Source organism: Mangrovicella endophytica (assembly GCF_002893625.1).
Lineage (GTDB): Bacteria > Pseudomonadota > Alphaproteobacteria > Rhizobiales > Rhizobiaceae > Mangrovicella > Mangrovicella endophytica.
This window is the reverse complement of sequence record NZ_PKMZ01000004.1, coordinates 160,326-180,286: the sequence shown is the minus strand read 5'-3', so window position 1 is coordinate 180,286 and position 19,961 is coordinate 160,326. Positions and strand designations below refer to the sequence as shown.

At 67.1% G+C, this 19,961-nt stretch carries 18 protein-coding genes; 5 read left to right on the top strand and 13 right to left on the bottom strand.

Going from position 1 to position 19,961, the window contains the following annotated elements:
* Positions 1-180: 180 nt before the first annotated feature.
* From C0R46_RS12390 to C0R46_RS12355, 8 genes are all read right to left on the bottom strand, one after another.
* Positions 181-1,083 (bottom strand): MBL fold metallo-hydrolase, encoded by a 903-nt coding sequence (locus C0R46_RS12390; RefSeq protein WP_102960033.1) that lies wholly within the window; start codon positions 1,081-1,083, stop codon positions 181-183.
* A gap of 17 nt (positions 1,084-1,100) precedes the next feature.
* Positions 1,101-3,335, bottom strand: a complete 2,235-nt coding sequence (locus tag C0R46_RS12385) for a xanthine dehydrogenase family protein molybdopterin-binding subunit (protein ID WP_102959948.1) — start codon at positions 3,333-3,335, stop codon at positions 1,101-1,103.
* A 16-nt stretch (positions 3,336-3,351) separates the two neighbouring features.
* Positions 3,352-4,368 carry an FAD binding domain-containing protein gene (locus C0R46_RS12380; protein ID WP_102959947.1) on the bottom strand — a complete coding sequence of 339 codons (1,017 nt, stop codon included), beginning with the start codon at positions 4,366-4,368 and terminating at the stop codon, positions 3,352-3,354.
* The gene (locus C0R46_RS12375) at positions 4,365-4,889 is read right to left on the bottom strand and encodes a (2Fe-2S)-binding protein (RefSeq protein ID WP_102959946.1); all 525 of its coding nucleotides are present in this window, start codon (positions 4,887-4,889) and stop codon (positions 4,365-4,367) included. Before C0R46_RS12375 ends, C0R46_RS12380 begins: the two co-directional genes overlap by 4 nt.
* Positions 4,890-5,009: 120 nt before the next feature.
* Positions 5,010-6,191, bottom strand: coding sequence for an aminotransferase (locus tag C0R46_RS12370; protein WP_102959945.1), 1,182 nt, complete (start codon positions 6,189-6,191; stop codon positions 5,010-5,012).
* A 31-nt stretch (positions 6,192-6,222) separates the two neighbouring features.
* Positions 6,223-7,158 carry a glycoside hydrolase 5 family protein gene (locus C0R46_RS12365; protein WP_102959944.1) on the bottom strand — a complete coding sequence of 312 codons (936 nt, stop codon included), beginning with the start codon at positions 7,156-7,158 and terminating at the stop codon, positions 6,223-6,225.
* A complete protein-coding gene (locus tag C0R46_RS12360; RefSeq protein ID WP_342586510.1) occupies positions 7,155-7,799 on the bottom strand; it encodes a histidine phosphatase family protein in 645 nt (214 codons plus the stop codon). Before C0R46_RS12360 ends, C0R46_RS12365 begins: the two co-directional genes overlap by 4 nt.
* The gene (locus C0R46_RS12355) at positions 7,796-8,893 is read right to left on the bottom strand and encodes an inositol-3-phosphate synthase (RefSeq protein WP_102959943.1); all 1,098 of its coding nucleotides are present in this window, start codon (positions 8,891-8,893) and stop codon (positions 7,796-7,798) included. The genes C0R46_RS12360 and C0R46_RS12355 overlap by 4 nt, the downstream gene beginning before the upstream one ends.
* A 291-nt stretch (positions 8,894-9,184) precedes the next feature.
* Between C0R46_RS12355 and C0R46_RS12350 the strand changes: the two genes are divergently transcribed.
* On the top strand, positions 9,185-10,663 hold the full coding sequence (locus C0R46_RS12350) for a mannitol dehydrogenase family protein (protein ID WP_102960031.1): 1,479 nt from the start codon (positions 9,185-9,187) through the stop codon (positions 10,661-10,663).
* 55 nt (positions 10,664-10,718) lie between these two features.
* Here the strand turns inward: C0R46_RS12350 and C0R46_RS12345 are convergent, their stop codons facing one another.
* Entirely contained in the window at positions 10,719-12,167 is a 1,449-nt protein-coding gene (locus C0R46_RS12345) for an acetamidase/formamidase family protein (RefSeq protein WP_102959942.1), read from the bottom strand.
* Between the two features lie 280 nt (positions 12,168-12,447).
* Here C0R46_RS12345 and C0R46_RS12340 point away from each other — a divergent pair, with 280 nt between their 5' ends.
* Complete coding sequence (locus tag C0R46_RS12340) at positions 12,448-14,811, top strand: acetamidase/formamidase family protein (protein ID WP_245413555.1); 2,364 nt, start codon at positions 12,448-12,450, stop codon at positions 14,809-14,811.
* 134 nt (positions 14,812-14,945) lie between these two features.
* Here C0R46_RS12340 and C0R46_RS12335 read toward each other — a convergent pair whose 3' ends face one another.
* Positions 14,946-15,554 carry an NAD(P)-dependent oxidoreductase gene (locus C0R46_RS12335; RefSeq protein WP_198598317.1) on the bottom strand — a complete coding sequence of 203 codons (609 nt, stop codon included), beginning with the start codon at positions 15,552-15,554 and terminating at the stop codon, positions 14,946-14,948.
* 53 nt (positions 15,555-15,607) lie between these two features.
* Between C0R46_RS12335 and C0R46_RS12330 the strand changes: the two genes are divergently transcribed.
* Positions 15,608-16,063: a winged helix-turn-helix transcriptional regulator gene (locus tag C0R46_RS12330; RefSeq protein ID WP_102959939.1), complete on the top strand. Its 456-nt coding sequence runs from the start codon at positions 15,608-15,610 to the stop codon at positions 16,061-16,063.
* Between the two features lie 46 nt (positions 16,064-16,109).
* Here the strand turns inward: C0R46_RS12330 and C0R46_RS12325 are convergent, their stop codons facing one another.
* On the bottom strand, positions 16,110-17,042 hold the full coding sequence (locus C0R46_RS12325) for a bifunctional helix-turn-helix transcriptional regulator/GNAT family N-acetyltransferase (RefSeq protein ID WP_102959938.1): 933 nt from the start codon (positions 17,040-17,042) through the stop codon (positions 16,110-16,112).
* Between the two features lie 255 nt (positions 17,043-17,297).
* Between C0R46_RS12325 and C0R46_RS12320 the strand changes: the two genes are divergently transcribed.
* The gene (locus C0R46_RS12320; protein ID WP_102959937.1) at positions 17,298-18,245 is read left to right on the top strand and encodes a glycine--tRNA ligase subunit alpha; all 948 of its coding nucleotides are present in this window, start codon (positions 17,298-17,300) and stop codon (positions 18,243-18,245) included.
* Between the two features lie 21 nt (positions 18,246-18,266).
* On the opposite strand, the gene C0R46_RS12315 is transcribed toward C0R46_RS12320, so the two are convergent.
* Entirely contained in the window at positions 18,267-18,596 is a 330-nt protein-coding gene (locus C0R46_RS12315; protein WP_102959936.1) for a DUF5615 family PIN-like protein, read from the bottom strand.
* Position 18,597: 1 nt separating this feature from the next.
* Positions 18,598-18,843, bottom strand: a complete 246-nt coding sequence (locus C0R46_RS21285) for a DUF433 domain-containing protein (RefSeq protein WP_102960030.1) — start codon at positions 18,841-18,843, stop codon at positions 18,598-18,600.
* A 140-nt stretch (positions 18,844-18,983) separates the two neighbouring features.
* Here C0R46_RS21285 and ypfJ point away from each other — a divergent pair, with 140 nt between their 5' ends.
* Positions 18,984-19,871 carry a KPN_02809 family neutral zinc metallopeptidase gene (gene ypfJ, locus C0R46_RS12305; protein ID WP_102959935.1) on the top strand — a complete coding sequence of 296 codons (888 nt, stop codon included), beginning with the start codon at positions 18,984-18,986 and terminating at the stop codon, positions 19,869-19,871.
* The last annotated feature ends 90 nt before the right edge of the window (positions 19,872-19,961 follow it).

The window sequence follows — 19,961 nt, the reverse complement described above, 5'->3', positions numbered from 1 at the left end:
AATGATGTCGCGGAAGGACGACAGTCGTGGTTGGCAAACGGGGCGTTTGCCGCGGGCGTTCCTCTAGAGGAGAGCGGAAACCGTTAGCTGCCTGCGCATCGAAACGGATGGACGGCGTGCGTCCGTTTCGATGCGCAGGCGAGGGGCGTCAAGGCTGGGAGAGAGGGACGTGCCGTCCCTTCAGCCCAGATCGCAATAGGCGCTGCCGTCCTCCGCACGTGCTGGTTCGGCCAGATAGCGGCCGGTTGCCGGGACGGCGATCGTGTCGAAATCGGCAGCGAGTCGGGTCAGCGCCCGCCGCATCTCCGGTCCCTTCATCGCCTGGCCGTGGCCGGTGATGACGACGGATGGTTCCAGCGCCGCGAGCTTTGCCACCGATGCCCGCGCCTTGTCCCACTCGATCGTGTAGTAGGCCGGCGGCCCGTGCATCTCCGCCTTCTGCACGGCGACGGCATAGGCCGATTCCTGCTCGGTGGTGATGAAGGCATCGCCGGCGATCAGCGCCCGGTCGCTGTCGCGAAAGAAGGACACGTGCCCGACGCTGTGGCCCGGCGTATGGATCCAGCGCCAGCCGGGCATGCAAGGGATGCTGCCGTCATCGGGCAGGTCACGCAGCCGGGTTCCGACATCGACCGGTCCACGGGGATAGAAGCGCGCGACCGCAGCCATCAGCCCGCCACCGACGCTCGGATCGCCCGGCGGATAGGAGGCGCTGCCGTCGAGATAAGGGCGCTCCAGCCGGTGGGCATAGACAGGGACGTCCCATTCCTCCGCCAGATCCTCGAGCGCACCGACATGGTCGAAGTGACCATGCGTCATCACGATCGCGGCCGGCCGTGCGCCGCCGTCGAAGCGCTGCGCCGCCGCGCTCGTGATGAAGGTCCTTGTGCCGGGGAGGCCGGCGTCGATCAGCACCCATTCGCGGTCACGTGCCCCGGGGACACCGACGAAGACGACATTTACGATGCCGAGGCGGCGGTAGGCGAGGTTCGGCGCGATCTCGTGCGTATGGTCGTCGCGTGCCGCATCGAGCGCCGGATCAAGGGCGCTCGCGTCGTCTGATAGCGGTATCTGCTCGGCCATGCCGGCCTCCATCTGACCTAAAGGAGCTTGTCGAGCGTGATCGGCAGGTGCCGCACCCGCCGCCCCGTCGCGTGATGGATGGCATTGGCGATCGCCGCCGCCGTCCCCACGATGCCGATCTCGCCAAGCCCCTTGATGCCGAGCGGGTTCAGCATGTCGTCCTCTTCCTCGACAAAGATAACGTCGATGTCCTCGACGTCAGCATGGGCGGGGACGTGATATTCGGCAAAGTTGTGGTTCATGAAGCGACCGAGGTTCTTGTCGGGGATCGACTCCTCGTGCAGCGCCATGCCGATGCCCATCACGACACCGCCCAGAATCTGGCTCCGGGCTGTCTTCGGGTTGAGGATCTTGCCTGCAGCGACCGCGTTGACGATGCGCGTCACCCGGACGATGCCGAGCTCCTCGTCGACGCGCACCTCGGCGAAGATCGCCGAATGCGTGTAGGAGGAATAGGTCGCCATCGCCTTCATGTCGGGGCTGGCGGTTTCCTCTGCTTCGATGCGCTCCTTGCCGGTCGCCTGCATGGCCTCGCCGATGGACACGCTCATCACGGGATCGGCGATGAAGGCGATGCGGCCGTTCTGAAACGTCACCTGGTCGAGGGTGGCGCCGGCAAGCGGCGATCCGTCGATGCCGGCGGCAGCGTCGAGCAGCGTCTGGCGGAGCGCGTGGCAGGCGGCACGCACCGCCGTTCCCGTCGAGGCGGCAGCCCAGGAGCCGCCCTCGACCGGCGCCGTCGGAAGCGAGGAGTCGCCGATGACGGCGGTGACGCTCTCCAACGGCAGGCCGAGCGCGTCGGCGGCGATCTGCGTCATGATCGTATAGGTGCCGGTGCCGATGTCAGCCGTCGCGCTGGAGACTTCCAGATGGCCATTGGCGGTAAGCACGGCACGCGCGCTGGTCTTCTGCATCTGCGCTTCCCAGCAGCCGGTCGCCATGCCGAGGCCAACCAGCTCGCGGCCCTCGTGCATGGAGCGCGGCACCGGATTGCGGCGGCTCCAGCCGATGCGATCGGCACCCTGGGCGTAGCAGGCACGCAGCTCCTTGGAGGAGAAGGGCTTGTTCTCGTTCTCGTCCTTGTCGGCGAAGTTGATCAGCCTGAGTTCGATCGGGTCGATGCCGGCGGCATAAGCGAGCTCGTCCATCGCCGATTCCAGCGCATAGACGCCGAGCGTCGCACCCGGCGCCCGCATGTCGGCGGGCGTATGGGTATCGATCTGCGCCAGCTTGTAGTCGAGACGGACATTGTCGCAGCTGTAGAGCAGGCCCGACCAGTTGACGACGACCTCCTGGTAGTCTTCGTGCCGCGATGTCCCCATCACCGCCTCGTGCCGCACCGCCTGCAGGCGGCCGGTTTTGTCGGCGGCAAGCGCGACGCGCTGGATGGCGTCCGGCCGATAGGAGAAGGTGAACATCTGGTCGCGGGTGAGCACCAGCTTCACCGAGCGCTCCAGCTGCAGGCTCGCCATGACCGCGAGGAAGAGCTGGTACTGCGGCCTGAGGCCCGAACCAAAGGCGCCGCCGATATAGGGGCTGTGGACCCGCACGTCGTCGGCAGAAAGGCCGAAGACGCTGGTGATGTAGCCGTGGCTGTTCTGCGCACCCTGGATCTTGTCGTGGACGGTGAGCTTGCCGTCGCCTTCCCAGACGACCGTGGTGGCGTGCATCTCCATCGGATTGTGGTGCTCGACGGCGACACGGTACTCGTGCTCCAGCCGGATCGGCGCCGCGAGGAAGGCGCCATCGGCGTCGCCGCGAGGCTTCGGCGGAGGCGAGATGCCGCTGCGCTTCTGCTTCGGCACGTAGGCTTCGCCGAGCACCTCCGCGACATCGACGACGGCCGGCTCGGCCTCGTAGCTGACCTCCACCAGCGACGCGGCGTACTGCGCCACCTGCAGCGTCTCGGCGACAACGAGCGCGACCGGCTGGCCGCTATAGCTGATCGACGCGTCGTAGAGTGGTCGCAGCGGGCTGCCCGGAGGCGCGACCTCGTCGCGGTACTTGTAGTCGAACCAGGCGGTGCGCGGCCGGTTCTCATGGGTGAAGATCTCGATGACGCCGGGCACCTTGAGGGCTGCGGCAGTATCGATCGAGGTGATGCGGCCCTTGGCGATGGCACCGGACACGACGACCGCATGAAGAAGATCCTCGGCGCCGAATTCGGCGACGTAGGTCGCGGTGCCGCTGACCTTCAGCGGGCCGTCGACGCGGCTCTGCGGGCGGCCGACAAAAGCTTCGGTATTGGACATAGGGTCAGCCTTCCCGTCAGTTCACGCGCTTCTCAGCCTGCACCTGCGGCGTTCCCGCGGCAGCCTGCTCGAGGGCGCGCTGGATCGCGCGGCGGGCGAGATCGATCTTGAAGTTGTTGTCCCCCTGGCCCTTGGCGTCGCGCAGGATGTGATCGGCCGCGGCGGCAAAGATGGCCGGTGAGGGAGCCTGGCCCTTCAACAGGGCTTCGGCCGCCTCGTCGCGCCAGGGTTTGTGGGCAACGCCGCCCAGCGCGATCCGGGCATCCGTGATGCGCCCGTCCGCCATGTCGAGGCCGGCGGCGACCGAGACGAGCGCAAAGGCATAGGACAGGCGGTCGCGCAGTTTCAGATAGGTGTGGTGCGCGCCGAAGCGCGGCGCCGGCAGCGCGACCGCCGTGACCATCTCCCCATGCTTCAGCGTGTTGTCGTCCTGCGGCCGGTCGCCGGGCAGCCGGTGGAACTCCGCAAACGGAATGCGGCGTTCGCCCTCCGGTCCGGTGACATGGACCACGGCTTCCAGGGCCGCCAGCGCCACGCACATGTCGGACGGGTGCGTCGCGATGCAGTGCTCGCTCGCGCCGAGGATGGCATGGATGCGGTTGACGCCGCCGATCGCCGGGCAGCCGCTGCCGGGCTCGCGCTTATTGCAGGGCGTGGCTACATCGTAGAAGTAGTAGCAGCGTGTCCGCTGCAGGAGGTTGCCGCCGGTGGACGCGGCGTTGCGCAGCTGTCCCGAGGCGCCCGCGAGGATCGCGCTCGAAAGCAGCGGATAATCCCGCTGGATGCGCTCGTCATAGGCAAGGTCCGCGTTGGAGACGAGCGCGCCGATCACGACGCCGCCGTTTTCGGCATCCTCGATCGTCTTCAGCGGAAGCCGGGTGATGTCGACCAGCGTCTGCGGCGTCTCGACGTCGTAGCGCATCAGGTCGACGAGATTGGTGCCGCCGGCGATGAAGCGGGCGGTGCCGCTGCTGCCGACCGCAGCAACGGCCTCCGCAACGCTGGTCGGGCGGACATAGGCGAAGGGCGTCATTCCGCGGCCTCCCGGACCGCCGGGCGGCCATCCTGCATGACGTCCTCGATGGCGTCGACGATATTGGTGTACGCCCCGCAGCGGCACAGATTGCCGCTCATCAGCTCGCGGATCTCGGCGCGGGTCGAGGCGTGTCCCTCGCTCATCATGCCAACCGCCGAGCAGATCTGGCCGGGCGTGCAGTAGCCGCATTGGAACGCGTCGTGCTCGACGAAGGCGGCCTGCAGCGGGTGGAGATTGTCCGGCGTGCCGAGGCCTTCGATCGTGGTGATTTCGGCCCCGTCCTTCATCACGGCAAGCGCAAGGCAGGAATTGATGCGCGTGCCGTCGACGAGCACGGTGCAGGCGCCGCACTGGCCGTGGTCGCAGCCCTTCTTGGTGCCGGTGAGATGCAGCGTCTCGCGCAGAAGGTCGAGCAGCGACGTCCAGGGCGTGACATCCAGCCTGTGGAGCTGGCCGTTGATGGTAAGGCTGATCGGGATCTCGTCCGGCGCAGCGCTGGCAAAAGTCATCTCGGGCATCGAACCTCTCGGATGCGATCGAAGCAGCGGCCCTCAGGCCTTCAGCTTGTAACCGTTCCAAAGTCCGGAGCGTTCCGAGGCCGGCGGTACAATACGTCCGCCGCCCGCATCAAAAGGGATTTACCCTGCCGCCGGCCAGTCGTCGGCAGCCAGCCGTTCGCCGAAGCGGCCGATGGCCGCTACATCCACATTGGCAAAGGCAATGCGAAGGTGCTGTTCTTGCCCTTCGCCGAAGAAGCTGCCGGGCAGGGTGATGATCCCGAGATCCCGGGCGAGGTGCTCGGCGACCGAGCGGGCGTCGCGACCTTCGTAGGGATGGCGGATGAAGGCGAAATAGGCGCCGATCTGCTCCAGACGCCAGTCGGGCAGGGTAGCCATCACCTCCCGGAAGACCTCCGCGCGCTCCGCAATTTCGCCGGCCATGCCCGCGCGCCACTCGGCGAGGCTCTCGATCGCCGGCGCGATCGTCGCCTGAGCGGGCCGCGGCGCGCAGATCTGCATGCTGTCGACGACCTTCTCGATCTGCGGCAGCATCGACGGTCCCGCCAGCATGGCGCCGAGCCGATGCCCGGGAATCGCATAGGACTTGGAGAAGCTGTAGAGGCTGACGACATTCTCGCCCCACCCGCCATCGGCAAACAGCGCGTGCGGCCGCGGATTGCCCGCCGGCAGGAAGTCGCGATACGTCTCGTCGAGGATCAGCCAGAGGTCGCGGCGGCGACAGAGCGCATGGATCGCCGCGATGGTCTCGGGTGGGTAGATGGCGCCGGTCGGATTGTTCGGCGTGACGAGGACCACCGCTTTGACGCGATCGTCCAGTACCTGCTCCAGCGCATCCGCGCTCGGGATGAAGCCGGTCTCAGCCGAGAGGGGCAGCGGCCGCGCCTCGATGCCGAGCATGTCCAGCGTCATCTTGTGATTGAAGTACCAAGGTGTCGGCAGCACGACGGCGTCGCCGGCACGCGCCACCGCGATGATGGCGGCAAAGAAGGCCTGGTTGCAGCCGGCGGTGATGGCGACGTTTGCGGCGGTGATGCCTGCGCCGTAGAGGCGGGCAACCTCAGCTCCATAGGCGTCCCGCAGGGCAGGATCGCCAAGGATGAGCCCGTAGCGGGCCGCCGCCGCGGTCGCGCCCTCCGCCGCAAAGCGCGCCAGCAATTCAGGGGCCGGCGCATGGCCGGGCACCGCCTGGCTGAGGTCAACCAAGGGCCCGTTGCGCCCGTCGTAAGCGGCCCGCCAGCGGGCGGCCAGTGCGACGGGCGGCGCCGCCATTGCGGTCAGAAGCGGATTGGCGCTCGGCATCGGCAAGGTCTCTGAGGCAGGGCCGGACGGATCAGCCGACGGGGAGGGCGGATTCCGGCTCGGCCGCCGCAACGGTCCGGCGCGGCGCGTAGCGCTCGATCATCGAGGCGCAGAAGTCGGCATATTCCTCCTTCACCTGTGGCGGACTGCTGTGATGCGGCGCGAGGCCGCGATGCTCCGGCGTGAAGCAGAAGGTGACGGTGACGTCGAAGTCCTGGAGCGCCTCCATCTGGCGGTCGAACCAGCCGATCGCATCCTCCCGGAAGCTGTCGGCCCAGGAGAGGCCGGTGCGCACATGCTTGACGCCGAGCCGCTTCAGCCAGGCAACGCCCTCGTCGAGGCGCGGGTCCCGGTAGTGGAACCACTGGCAGATGCCGAGATCAGGCGTATGGCGACCGAAGGCTTCGAGCGAGGGCTTCGGCGTGCCATCCTCGCGGATGAGGCCCATATAGAAGTGACGGTAGTAGGACGAGCCCTCCGCCTCGCGGTGGCGGGTGGTGGCTCCCCAGCTCTGCGGCAGGTCGTAGAGGCTGTACCAGTGGATGCGCGGCGCGCGGCCGACGAGGAGCTCCGCCGTCTTGTCGAGGCCCCAGACCTGCACCTCCTCGGCGCCGAAGGTGGAGATGCCGACCTCGCTGACCCAGATGGGCAGATGGGTGACGGCACGGATCTCCTCCAGCTTCTGGGGCCATTCATGAATGGACCAGAGATTCCAGTCGAGCGGAAAGCCATGCACCGCGATCGCATCGACATGGGCGAGCACGTCCTGCTCCTGCAGCCGCCGCACGAAGGCGGGATCGATCGGCGACATGCCGCCGAGCACCCGGACGATGTCCGGGTTGACGGCGTGAATGGCCGCGCCTGCAGCCTTGGCCATGTCGGCGAACAGCGTCCAATCCGGATCGATCTCCAGGTCCCAATGGGACTTGTTGTTCGGCTCGTTCCAGATCATCGCGGCTTCGATCATGCCATGTCTCCGTCGTCTCCCATGCGGGGATGTTCGTGGTCCTGCGCTTCGCTCACCTCGTTCAGCGCGAGGAGCTTGGCTCCCCAATCGCCGACGACGAGCGTTGTCACCGATGCGGGCGCAATATCGAACCGGTGCAGCTGTGAGAAGGGCAGACCCAGCGTCCGGCAGACAACCGCCTTGATCGTATCGCAATGCGACACCAGCGCCACTTGCCGTTCCCTGCCGTCGCGCAGCCGCGCGATGGCGCCCTGCATCCGCGCAGCGACGCCGCTCATCGTCTCGCCAGCCGGCGTCGAGGCTTCCCCCCGGGCCTCGTTCCAGTGGCGCCAGGCCGGGTCATCCTCGAGCTCGGCAAAACTCTGACCCGACCAGGCGCCGAAGTCGATCTCGGCGAGATCGCTATCCTCGGCGAGCCGGTCCGCCAGCTGCGGAAAGGCGATCGCCGCGGTCTCGCGGGTGCGCTGCTGCGGGCTCACCCGCACCGCCGTGATCGGCAGCCGAGCCATCCGTCGACCTAGCGCGCGCGCTTGTGCTTCACCCTCTTTCGAAAGGCCGATGCCCGGCATGCGACCCGTCAGGATGTGGCCAAGCTGCCCGTGAGCCGCGTGCCGGATCAGCCGGACGATCGTGTCGCTCAAAGCGCCGCGCCGTCCTCGTCTTCCCCTGCCATGAAGCGCAGCGTGCGCTCGCGCGCCTCCGTGTCGTCGAATTGCTCGGGCGGCGACTTCATGAAGTAGCTGGACGGTCCGATCAGCGCGCCGGCGATGCCGCGGTCGAGCGCGAGCTTGGCGCAACGCACGGCATCGATGACGACGCCGGCCGAATTCGGCGAGTCCCAGACTTCGAGCTTCAGCTCGGCGTTCAGGGGCAGTCCGCCGAAAGTAGTGCCTTCGAGCCGGATATAGGCCCACTTGCGGTCGGTCAGCCACGGAATGTGGTCGCTCGGGCCGACATGGATGTTGCCCGGCTCCAGCGGCACGCCGACCTGGCTCGTCACCGCCTGCGTCTTGGAGATCTTCTTCGATTCCAGCCGCTCGCGCTCCAGCATGTTCTGGAAGTCGGTATTGCCGCCGAAATTGAGCTGATAGGTGCGGTCGAGCCGCACGCCGCGTTCCTTGAAGAGGTTGGCGAGGACGCGGTGGACGATGGTCGCGCCGACCTGGCTCTTGATGTCGTCGCCGATGATCGGCAGGCCGCGTTCCTCGAACCGCTTGCGCCATTCCGGCTTCGACGCGATGAACACGGGCATGCAGTTGACGAAAGCGCAGCCGGCTTCGAGCGCGCGCTCGGCATACCATTCCGCCGCCTGCTGCGAGCCGACCGGAAGGTAGGAAACGAGGACGTCGGTACGGCTGTCGGAGAGGATTTTGGCGACGTCCGCGACCGGCGCGTCGGACTCCTCGATCTCGTCGCGCACATATTTGCCGAGGCCGTCGAGCGTCGGTCCCCGCTCGACCTTGACGCCGGTCGGCGCCACGGTCGCGAAGTTCACCGTATTGTTAGGGGATGCCACGATCGCCTCGCCGACATCGCGTCCGACCTTGGCCGCATTGATGTCGAAGGCCGATGAAATCACGATGTCGCCGATCCCGTAGCCGCCGACATCGACGTTCATCAGGCCGGGGACGGGTTCGTTGGAGCGCGTATCTCCGTAGTAGCTCAGCCCCTGGACAAAGGACGATGCGCAGTTTCCGACGCCAATGATTCCAACACGCAAACTCTTGGCGCCCAACGCACTTCCTCTCTACTGCTCCTGCCGGCCGGCAGCCGTGACGACAGGATGGCAGTCCATGCCGTCCCGACAAAGCACCCGCTTTTTTGCCGGCGAACGATCCGCGTCTCCGATTCGGATCCAGCCCTGCCATATGGACAAAACGCGGCATTCGGCAATTGTCTAGAGAACACCGGATATCCGCCTGCGCCAAGGGCGGACCGATGCGGATGCGAGTATCTTGCCAAGAACCGCGCCTGCGACCAGAACACCGGCGCATCGGCGCTGCCGCCGACGGAGGACTTGAAAGACGTGACCGTTCATCTCTCGGCCGAAACTCTCTCCACTCTCCCCGACACCATCGAGCGCCCGCGTTACGCCGCCAGCAGCCTCACCGGCGGCATTGTCCATTTCGGCGTCGGCAATTTCCATCGCGCCCATCAGGCTGTTTATCTGGACGATCTCTTCAACACCGGCAGCGACCATGACTGGGCGCTTGTGGGCGCCGGCGTACGCCCCTCCGACGAAGCGATGCGGCAGACGCTGGAGAAGCAGGACTGGCTGACCACGGTCGTCGAGCAGGAGGCGGACAAGACGGGCGCGCGAGTCACCGCCGCGATGATCGACTACCTTTCGCCGAACGATCCGGACGCGATCCTCGCGCGCCTCAGCGATCCCGCTATCCGCATCGTCTCGCTGACCATCACCGAGGGCGGCTACTACATCGATCCGGCGACGCAGCGCTTCGCACCGGATCATCCCGACATCGTCCGCGATGCCGGCGCGATCGACACGCCGCGCACCGTCTTCGGCTACATCGTTGCGGGTCTGCGCCGCCGCCGCGCGGACGGAACGCCGCCCTTCACCGTGATGTCCTGCGACAACATCCCGGGCAACGGCCACGTGACCGAGAACGCCGTGCGAGGCCTCGCCGCGCTGGTCGATCCCGAGCTCGCCGAGTGGATCGCCGCCAACGTCGCCTTCCCGAACTCGATGGTCGACCGCATCACGCCGGCGACCTCCGATCGCGAGCGCGCCTTGCTGGAGCAGAACTTCGGCGTCTCCGACGGATGGCCGGTCTTCTGCGAGGAGTTCCGGCAGTGGGTGATGGAGGATCGCTTCTCCTCCGGCCGACCGGCGCTGGAGAAGGTCGGCGTGACCTTCGTGGAGGATGTCGCGCCCTATGAGCTGATGAAGATCCGCATCCTCAACGGCGGCCATGCGACGATCGCCTATCCGGCGGCGCTGATGGACATCCACTTCGTCCATGAGGCGATGGAGAACGAACTGGTGCGCGCCTTCCTCGCCAAGGTGGAGAAGGAGGAGATCATCCCCGTGGTGCCGCCGGTGCCGGACACGGATCTCGCCAGCTACTTCGCGCTGATCGAGCGGCGCTTCTCCAACCCGAAGATCGGCGACACGGTCTCGCGGCTCTGCCTCGACGGCTCCAACCGCCAGCCGAAGTTCATCCTGCCGTCGGCGGCGGACCGGCTGGCGGCGGGGCAGTCCGTCACCGGCCTGGCGCTCGTCTCGGCGCTCTGGTGCCGCTACTGCTACGGTAAGAGCGACAGCGGCCGGCCCATCGCGCCGAACGACGACAACTGGGACCGGCTGCAGGCGGCCGCCCGGGCGGCCAAGGACGATCCGAAGGCGTTTCTCGCCATGGACGACATCTTCGGCCTCGTGGCCGAGAATCCGGCCTATGTCGCCGCATTCACGCATGCGCTCGAAACGCTGTGGAGCGTCGGCTGCCGCGAGACGCTGACCCGCTACCTCGACGGCCGCCTCTAGAGCGCCATGACCTCCAGCGATCCGGGCGGTGCGAACGCCGCCCGGATCGCTCGTCTCAGACCCGTGCGGCGAAGATGTCCTTCTTCACGATCGCATGGCAGCCCCAGTTGCCGTCGACCACCTGCGTGACGCCGAAGTCGACGCCGATCGACATCAGCGAGATCGCCTCGTCCTCGGTCAGCCCCTTGGTCGTCATCAGGAAGTGGCGCATCTTGCGGAAGGCGTCGCGCAGCGCCGAATCCACCGACGACTTCTTGTAGATCTCCGACTGTGCGTCGGCGCCGAGCTCGGCAAGGTAGTTCGACACGGAGAAGCCGTGGACGAGCCATTCGTCCTTGGTTTCCAGCATCGGATAGTTGAGTTCTTCCAGCGGCGTGCCGGCCAGATCGGCCTTCTTGTGCAGAACCAGCTGGAATGTGCCGGTCAGCGAGCACTCGATCGCCGTGCCGCAGAGCTCGCTGTCACCCTGCGAAGCATGCGGATCGCCGACGGAGAGAAGCGCGCCTTCCACCGAAACGGGGTAGTACATCACCGCGCCCTTGCCGATACGCCAGTTGTCTATGTTGCCGCCCGTGTAGCTCGGCGGGACCGTGTCGACATAGTCCGCCTCTGCCGGCGCAAGACCGAGCGTGCCGAAATGCGGGCGGATCGGCAGCCTTACGCCCTTCAGCGCATCGTAGTTGCGCTGCGTCTTGGAGTGATCGACGGGAACACCGGGATAGTCGATCGTCTCGTGCATGACGCCGAACGGATCGACCTGCGGCACCCATTTGAAATTATAGACGGCCTGCGCCCAGCTGCGCCCGCCGGTTGCGTCGACCTCGTAGATGGTGACGACCTCGCGCTTCGCGCCGTCCAGCATGTCGTTGTAGTGGAAGCCCCAGTTCGCCGCGGCGTTGGAGCCGAAAGACTTGCCCTTGAACTCGGGATTGGCGCTCGGCCGGGGTGCGCAGTCGAGGATGCGCACCTCCAGAATGTCGCCGGGTTCGGCGCCGCGCACGTAGACAGGGCCCGTCATGATGTGCACGCCCATGCCTTCGCCCGAGCCCTTCTTGTAGACCTTCGGATCGGTCGGGCCGGCGCCGCGCCTGTCGACGCCCTTCTTGTCCTTGGTCCACAGGAAGACGCTCTCGGCGCCCTCATCGCCCGTCACCATGCGCTCGAGGTCGTCGCCGGCATGATGGGTCAGCGTCTCGATGGTGACGATGTCGCCGGGATCGATCTCCACCTGCGGCTTCAGCTTCTTTGAGAAATAGCCCCAATGCACCGTGTCGGCATTGGCCGGCAGGTAGTGATAGGCCGGCGCGCCGGGCCGCTTGGCGGCAGAGGCCTGTGCCAGCGCGGGCGTGACCAGCGACAGGCCGCCGGCTGCCAATGCGGCGGCACCGCCGCCGGCGGCGAAGCTCGACTTCAGGAAGCTGCGCCGCTCGACGTTCAGTTCTTCCTTGAACATGCGGTAGTGGAGGCGGAATTCGGGACAGTTGACGTCGTTGCCCTGGCACATGCGGCGGCTCCTTGCTGGCATATCGCCGCAAGAGGCTACGGACGGGATGGTGGACCAGCAACAGGGTGTCTGCTCAATCGATGAGCAATGACAGACCGTGCAAAAGACGTTGGCAACGCCATGACATACGTTAAGGTCGGCACGGCAACGGCTGCAGCCGGAGAGATCGCCGCGGCGCCGAAACGGCTGACACGGCCAGGCAAAATTTTGGCCGTCTGGAAGCAAGTCACTGCGGTGCGGGTCGGTACGGTCGGCGGTGATGAGGTGGGGACAAAGCGCAGTGAAGCAGGGGGCGGCACGCACACTTCTGGACGCCTTCCCAGCGGCGTCGCGCGCTGCCGTCTGGAACGACGCGCTGGCGGGTGCGCTGCTGACTGCACGGGCGGTCGGAGCCTCCCTCGGCTCAGCCGAAGTCGCGGTCCGCCGCTCCGGATCGGGAGCGCGGCTGGCGCGCATCCGCGCTGGCGCCCAGACGCTGGCGCCGCTTGCGGGCCGCACCGTGCCGACGCTCGCCCTGGTCCTCGTACTCTCCGGCCGCGGCCGCATCGAGACCGGCGATCGCGGTACCGAGATCGTCGACAGCGATCTTGTAGTGCTCGACCTGACCGAAGACTGGACGATCGGCTGGCGAGCCGACTTCGATATCCTGCTGCTGCTGTTTCCCGGCCAGCGCCTGTTATCGCGTCTCGGCCGCGCGCCGGTGGCGTTGCCGACCGTGCTCGGCTCCAGCCGCGCCGCGGCGGCCGCGCGGCCGGTGATGCGCATGCTCGGCCCCGATATCGAGGCCGTGGACGATGCCGATCTTGCCAGCATGGAGAATGCACTGGTGGAACTGGTCGTCAGCGCACTGCTGGCGGAGGGACGCCGCGGCGAGGCGCCGGCGAGCAGCGTGCGCACCGCGCATATGCGCCGCGTCACCGCCGCTATCGGCGCAAGGCTCGGCGACGCCGACCTGTCCCTTGCCGACATCGCGCGCCAGGAGAGGCTCTCGGTCCGCTATCTTCAGCGGCTCTTCGAGGAAGCCGGCGAAGCCTTTTCCGACCATCTGCGGCGGCGGCGACTCGAGCGCTGTTGGACCGATCTCTGCGATCCGCGGCATGCGGCCGACGCCATCGCCGAGATCGCCTGGCGCTGGGGCTTTCGCGACCAGGCGCATTTCTCGCGCGCTTTCAGCGCCCAGTACGGTGTGTCGCCCCGCGAGGCGCGCCGGCAGGAGCGGGCGCAGGACGCGGTGCGCCTGAATCGCGGACGGCCGGCACGCACGCCCGCCGGATCGGTCGCGCGGCAGGCTGGGTTGCCCGCCGGTGCCCTATCCCTGCCGCACCCGCCGTCGCCGCTGCGCACTGCCGCGATCCCGCCGCGCGCCAGCGAACCGCCACAGGCTATGCATCATCTGCCCATTTCGCCATCCAGCGTGCATTGGGGATTTCTCAGCCGCAGCCTGCCGCCGGTGCTGCGCATCGGGCCCGGCGAAGCCGTTCGCGTGGAAACGCTGACGCAGCACGGCTGCGACGACTGGGAGCGGCTGATCAGGGGCGATCCTGCCGCGGAGGCCGTGTTCGCCTGGAGCAAGGACGGCAAGCGGATCGAGCGGCGCGGCGCCGGCCCGATGAACGCCTCGATCTTCGGGCGCGGTGCCGGCGAGGGGTTCGGGGTTCACATCCTCACCGGGCCGATCCATGTGGAGGGCGCCGAGCCCGGCGACGTGCTCGAGGTGGAGTTTCTCGATATCGCGCCGCGCCCGTGCGGCAATCCCGCATTTGCCGGCAAGGCCTTTGCCAGCAACGTCTCGGCCTGGTGGGGCTATCAGTATCACGACCCGCTGGAGAGCGGGCGGCGGCGCGAGGTGGTCACCCTCTACGAGATCGACCTCGGCGACCCGCGCGAGGCAAGGCCTCTCTACTCCTATGTCTGGACCCCGCAGACCGACCCCTTCGGCGTCCGGCACGAGACGATCGACTATCCCGGCATTCCCGTCGATCCCGCAACGGTCCAGCCAGTCGATGGCATCCTGAAGGGCGTCTCGGTCCCGGCACGGCCGCATTTCGGCTTCGTCGCCGTCGCACCGCGCGAATCCGAGCTCGTCGACACCATCCCGCCCGGCTACTTCGGCGGCAACATCGACAACTGGCGGGCCAGCGAGGGCTCGCGCCTGTTTCTGCCCGTAGCGGTTCCCGGCGCGCTTCTGTCGCTCGGCGACGGGCATTTCTCGCAAGGCGACGGCGAGATCAACGGGACCGGGCTCGAATGCTCGCTGACGGGGACGATCCGCGTGCGTCTGCACAAACGGAGCGAGGCCGGCAGCGGTGCGCTTGCCGGACTGACGGCGCCGCTGATCGAAACACACGACGCTTTCGTCGTGCAAGGCTTCAGCTACACCAACTATCTGAAGGAGCTCGGCCGCGCTGCGCAGTCGGAGGTCTATAGCCGCTCGACGCTCGATCTCGCCATGCGCAGCGCCTTCCGGCAGGCGCGCCGCTTCCTGATGGACGCCTACGGCCTCGCCGAGGACGAGGCGCTGAGCCTTATGTCCGTGGCTGTGGATTTCGCGGTGACGCAAGTCGCGGACGGCAATTTCGGTGTCCATGCGGTGATCCGCAAGGCGCTGTTCGCGCCTGCACACGGTACCGGGCTGCAAGGCTGAAGTCACCGGCGGCGCAGAAGCCCCGACGTGTCATGTCGAAGCGCTGACGCGCGCCGGCAACGGCGCCGCATCGTGCCGGCCTCCTGCTAGGCGGGGCGGCCGCGCCGCCCGGCAGAGCCGTCCTTCGCTCGTCCTCAGTACGCCGCGGTGAAGCGGGCGCGGCTGTGGCGGCGCTGCTCTAACTCATCGACCATAGCGATGGCGTAGTCGGCGAAGCTGATGCGGCTTTCGCCCTTCTCGTCGGTGACGAGCTGGTCGCCCCCGAGGCGGAACGCGCCGAGCCGCGGGCCCTCGAAGATGAAGGCGGCCGGCGAGAAGAAGGTCCAGTCGATCGCCTCTTCCTTCCGCAGGGCTTCCAGGAAGGTGATGCCGGCGCCGGCGATCTCCTTCCACTCCGCCGGAAACTCCGGCGTGTCGTAGAGGCGCTTGCCCGGCGCGACCTCGAGGCTGGCCGCACCGCCGGTGACGAGCAGGCGGCTGACACCGGCCTGCCGAAGCGCCACGAGCAGCGTCTCGGCCGGGATGTCGAAGTGGAGGGCGCTGATGACAGCGGGGACGCCGCGGATCAGCTCGGCGAGCGCTGCCGGGTCGGAGGCATCGCCCGCGACCTTCGTGACATGGGGCGCGTCCGGGATCGCGTCGGGCTTGCGCGCGATGGCGATGACCTCATGTCCGCGAGACGACAGCTCCTTGACGATTTCCGATCCGGCGCGACCGCTTGCGCCGAGAACCGCGACCTTCATGTGCATTCTCCTTCGGTTTCCGTTAGTGATCAAGTCTATTAAAGGAACTGGGAATGCAAGACGGCACCTTCACCTCACCTCGTCACCTCTGCGAAACTGCCTCGCAGCGCGGTAACGCCTTCTCGGCTGATTGCCCGACGCGGCAGATCCTCGATCGCATCGCCGACAAATGGAGCGTGCTCATCCTCATGATCCTCGGCGATGGCGCTATGCGCTTCAGCGGCCTAAAGCGTCGGATCGACGGCGTATCGCAGAAGATGCTGAGCCAGACCCTGCGCTCCCTGGAGCGCGACGGTCTCGTCTTGCGGCATGTGGAGCCGAGTGTTCCTGTCAGCGTCACCTATTCCATCACGCCGTTGGGGCAGGAGCTCGTCGCTTCGCTGCGGTCGATGATCGACTGGGCCGAGACCAGGATGAGCGACGTCCTCTCGGCACAGCGTGCCTATGACGGGCGCGACGGCGCATCGGAGGGCGGGATGGCGCTTCAGCGGTCTGCTGTCAGCGCCTGAGGAGCGCCGCATGGCAAGCTCCGTCGCCGCGTGAACAGCAGGCGCATCAGCCTAGTCGCAGATCGAGCAACCAGGTCTGGCCCACCAGATCCTTGCCGAAGGAGTGATGCGGCTCTTCTCGCGTCAGCCTGAAGCCGGCCCGTTCGTAGATCCGTCTCGCCGCGGTCAGGTTGCTGTTCGTCCAAAGCTCCAGTGCCTCGTAGCCGATGGCGCGTGCACGCTCTATGCAGGCCGACACAAGCGCCGAGCCGACGCCTTTGCCGCGGGTGTCCGGCTCGACATAAAGCAGCCGAAGCTTGCCGACTGCCGGTCTGTCGCTGCGCACGAGAAAGACCGAGCCGACGACACGCCCGTCGATCTCGGCGATCCATATGGCTTCGCAGGATGGATCGAAGCTCCGGGTGACGTCGGCCAGGATCCGTATAACCAGCACTTCGTAGTCGGCGTTCCAGCCGTGCTCCTCCGCGTACAGGACGGCTTGGCGATGCGTGATCCAGCCGAGATCGCCCGGCTTCGGCTCACGCAGAAGCAGTCCCGCCGTCCCTCCCTCGTCGAAGATCTGCGTGATCGATCTTGCCGCGGCGACGAGGCTCCTCCGCTTGTCCGGCGGCAGTGCCGTCAGCAGGTCGCCCACGGCGTTGTTCGTCTTCCCGACGAGGGCCGCGAAAGCCTGTCGGCCTGCTTCGGTCAGCCCGATGGACCGACGGCGGCCGCCGCCCGGATGCTCCGCCGTCTCGATCAAGTGCCGAGCGGCGAACCGCTTGAGGGTGCGACTGAGCTGCGCCCGGTCGAGATCGAGCGCCCGCATGACGTCCGCCGCCGTCGGCGCGTCGCGATGGGCGAGTTCGTAGAGGATGCGGGCTTCGCTCAGCGTGAACGGGCTGCCATCGAGATGGGCGTTCAAGAGGCCGAGCCGCTGCGTGTAGAGGCGGTTGAAGGCGCGCACGGCGTCGACGTCCGAAGTGGCGGCGTGCGGCATGGCGATCTCGCGGCCGGTTCTGTTGACTGAATCAACATCCTCCCAGGTGTTGTCTGAGTCAACATTATGGTGGCGTGCGGCGTGGATGGATGCCACGGCTGTACGGACTCGGCGGGTCAGGCCACAGGGCCGGGCACGAAATCCCGACGATGTCCCGGCATGCTCTCACCGCTTGACCCTCTTTGCCCCGCCGTGGCACTCGCGGGAGCAACGGGCGGCCGGCATGACGGCGGCCCACGGCCACACGAGACGCCCATGTCCGACATCGCCCCCCACATGGATCCCCGCCGTTCCTTCCAGGCGCTGATCCTGACGCTGCATCGCTACTGGGCCGACTACGGCTGCGTTGTGCTGCAGCCCTACGACATGGAGGTCGGCGCGGGCACCTTCCATCCCGCGACGACGCTGCGGGCGCTCGGTCCGAAGGGCTGGAACGCCGCCTATGTGCAGCCCTCGCGCCGCCCGAAGGACGGGCGCTACGGCGAGAACCCCAACCGCTTGCAGCACTACTATCAGTACCAGGTGATCCTGAAGCCGAACCCGTCGAACCTGCAGGAGCTCTATCTCGGCTCGCTGAAGGCGATCGGCGTCGATCCGCTGCTGCACGACATCCGCTTTGTCGAGGACGACTGGGAAAGCCCGACTCTCGGCGCCTGGGGGCTGGGCTGGGAATGCTGGTGCGACGGCATGGAAGTGTCGCAGTTCACCTACTTCCAGCAGGTCTGCGGCATCGAATGCGCGCCCGTCGCCGGCGAACTGACCTACGGGTTGGAGCGTCTGGCGATGTATGTCCAGAATGTCGACAACGTCTACGACCTCAACTTCAACGGTCGCGAAGGCGCGGAGAAGGTGACCTATGGCGACGTCTTCCTGCAGGCCGAGCAGGAATATTCCCGCCACAACTTCGAATTCGCCAACACCGCCATGCTGCTGAAGCATTTCGAGGACGCCGAGGCCGAGTGCCGGGCGCTGCTGGATGCCGGGGCACCCGGCGACAGAACCTCTCTCCACCGCTGCGTCTTCCCGGCCTATGACCAGACGATCAAGGCGAGCCACGTCTTCAACCTGCTGGATGCCCGCGGCGTCATCTCGGTCACCGAGCGCCAGAGCTACATCCTGCGCGTGCGAACGCTCGCCAAGGCATGCGGCGAGGCGTTCCTGCTGACGGAGGCGGGCGGGGCGGGTCTGTCCAAAGCCGCGTGAGGCGACATAGGCTTAGCGGCGTTATCTGATCTCGATCACCGCCTCGTTGGCTTCGATCGCTGCGGTTAACTCCTCAAGCGCGCAGGAGAAGGCGCGGCGGAGGACGGCGTTCGTAGCATTGCCGATCCGGACCCAGACGATCGGCGTCGGATGCGGGTCGGCTGCCGCGAGCGACAGGAAATCGGCATCCTTGGTGACGATGACCGCACGCACCGACCTGGCGTAAGCGTAAATTTCCGCGTCTGGCGCCTCACCGCGTCCGATGCGCGCCACATGCTCCGCACGGTGGCCTTGCTCTTCCAGGAAGGTCGCGAGTCCCGGTGGCAACTGGGCGTCCACCAGGAAGCGCATGTCAGGCCGCTCTGATCACGCGGTGGCCGACTTCCTTCGCCGCATAAGCCAGCGCGGCGCGGATGTCCGCCTGTGTGAGGTAGTCAAAATCGCCGAGGATGTCCTCCTGTGTGGCGCCATCGGCCAGCATATCGAGGATATCGGCAACCCGCATGCGCGTGCCGCGGATGACAGGACGGCCGCCGCAGACGGCCGGGTCGGAGATGATCCGGTCCGATGTTCCTTGAGGATTTGCGCTGTCGGCCATCATGGCTCCATTCACCAGACGATCATCGTGCGATCGATTGTAGCATAGTGCATAGGCAGACCAACCGAGCCCGCATCTTGCTGCGGCACCAAACGCCTTCGTCTGCGTTAGGCATCCACCAAATCCGGAGGGATGTAAGAATGCAGTGGCGCGGCCGCAGGGAAAGCAGCAACATCGAGGATCAGCGGGGCGGCGGCTTCGGCGGCGGCATGGGCGGCGGCGGCCTGCGCATCCCTGTGCGCGCCGGCGGTGGCGGCGGCATCGGCCTCATCATCCTGGCGCTGGTGCTCTGGCTCGGCTTCGGCATCAACCCGCTGCAGCTGCTCGGCATGGCCGATGGCGGCAGCGGCAGCTATCAGACCGCGCAGCGGCAGGGTCCGGGCGTCGGCCAGACCGCCGACGAGACCGACAACTTCGTCGCCACCGTCCTGGCGGACACCGAGGACGTCTGGACCAAGCGCTTTTCCGATGCCGGCGAAACATACACGGCGCCGCGCCTCGTCCTCTTCAGTGACCGCGTTGGCTCGGCCTGCGGCACGGCGAGCTCGGCCAGCGGCCCGTTCTACTGCCCGAATGACCAGAAGGTGTATCTCGATGTCGCCTTCTTCCGTCAGCTCCGCGATCAGCTGAACTCGCCGGGCGACTTCGCGCAGGCCTATGTGATCGCCCACGAGGTCGGCCACCACGTGCAGAACCTCACCGGCGTGCTGCCGCGCTTCAACGAGGCGCGCGCCTCGGCCAGCGAGAGCGAAGCAAATGCCATGTCGGTGCGCGTCGAGCTGCAGGCGGACTGCTATGCGGGCATCTGGGCGCATGACACGCAGACCGCCGGCTATATCGAGGCCGGCGACATCGACGAGGCGCTGAACGCGGCCGAGCAGATCGGCGACGACCGGCTGCAGGAGCGCTCGCAGGGGCAGGTGGTGCCGGACAGCTTCACCCACGGCTCCTCCGCCGAGCGTCAGCGCTGGTTCCGCCAGGGCTTCGAGAGCGGCGACATGGCCGCCTGCGACACCTCGCGCGGTTGAGTGCGGCAAGCGGCGGCTTGCCGGCCGCCGCTTGCATTCGCCAAGACGGCATGGTGCAAGGCGGCGACCCGACGACAAGCCCCGTGTGAC

Bases quoted from the DNA above. Each gene is read 5' to 3' on its own strand.
- C0R46_RS12390 (WP_102960033.1), bottom strand. From the start codon at position 1,083: ATGGCCGAGCAGATACCGCTATCAGACGACGCGAGCGCCCTTGATCCG.
- C0R46_RS12385 (WP_102959948.1), bottom strand. From the start codon at position 3,335: ATGTCCAATACCGAAGCTTTTGTCGGCCGCCCGCAGAGCCGCGTCGAC.
- C0R46_RS12380 (WP_102959947.1), bottom strand. From the start codon at position 4,368: ATGACGCCCTTCGCCTATGTCCGCCCGACCAGCGTTGCGGAGGCCGTT.
- C0R46_RS12375 (WP_102959946.1), bottom strand. From the start codon at position 4,889: ATGCCCGAGATGACTTTTGCCAGCGCTGCGCCGGACGAGATCCCGATC.
- C0R46_RS12370 (WP_102959945.1), bottom strand. From the start codon at position 6,191: ATGCCGAGCGCCAATCCGCTTCTGACCGCAATGGCGGCGCCGCCCGTC.
- C0R46_RS12365 (WP_102959944.1), bottom strand. From the start codon at position 7,158: ATGATCGAAGCCGCGATGATCTGGAACGAGCCGAACAACAAGTCCCAT.
- C0R46_RS12345 (WP_102959942.1), bottom strand. From the start codon at position 12,167: ATGTGCCAGGGCAACGACGTCAACTGTCCCGAATTCCGCCTCCACTAC.
- C0R46_RS12335 (WP_198598317.1), bottom strand. From the start codon at position 15,554: ATGAAGGTCGCGGTTCTCGGCGCAAGCGGTCGCGCCGGATCGGAAATC.
- C0R46_RS12330 (WP_102959939.1), top strand. From the start codon at position 15,608: ATGCAAGACGGCACCTTCACCTCACCTCGTCACCTCTGCGAAACTGCC.
- C0R46_RS12325 (WP_102959938.1), bottom strand. From the start codon at position 17,042: ATGCCGCACGCCGCCACTTCGGACGTCGACGCCGTGCGCGCCTTCAAC.
- C0R46_RS12320 (WP_102959937.1), top strand. From the start codon at position 17,298: ATGTCCGACATCGCCCCCCACATGGATCCCCGCCGTTCCTTCCAGGCG.
- C0R46_RS12315 (WP_102959936.1), bottom strand. From the start codon at position 18,596: ATGCGCTTCCTGGTGGACGCCCAGTTGCCACCGGGACTCGCGACCTTC.
- C0R46_RS21285 (WP_102960030.1), bottom strand. From the start codon at position 18,843: ATGGCCGACAGCGCAAATCCTCAAGGAACATCGGACCGGATCATCTCC.
- ypfJ (WP_102959935.1), top strand. From the start codon at position 18,984: ATGCAGTGGCGCGGCCGCAGGGAAAGCAGCAACATCGAGGATCAGCGG.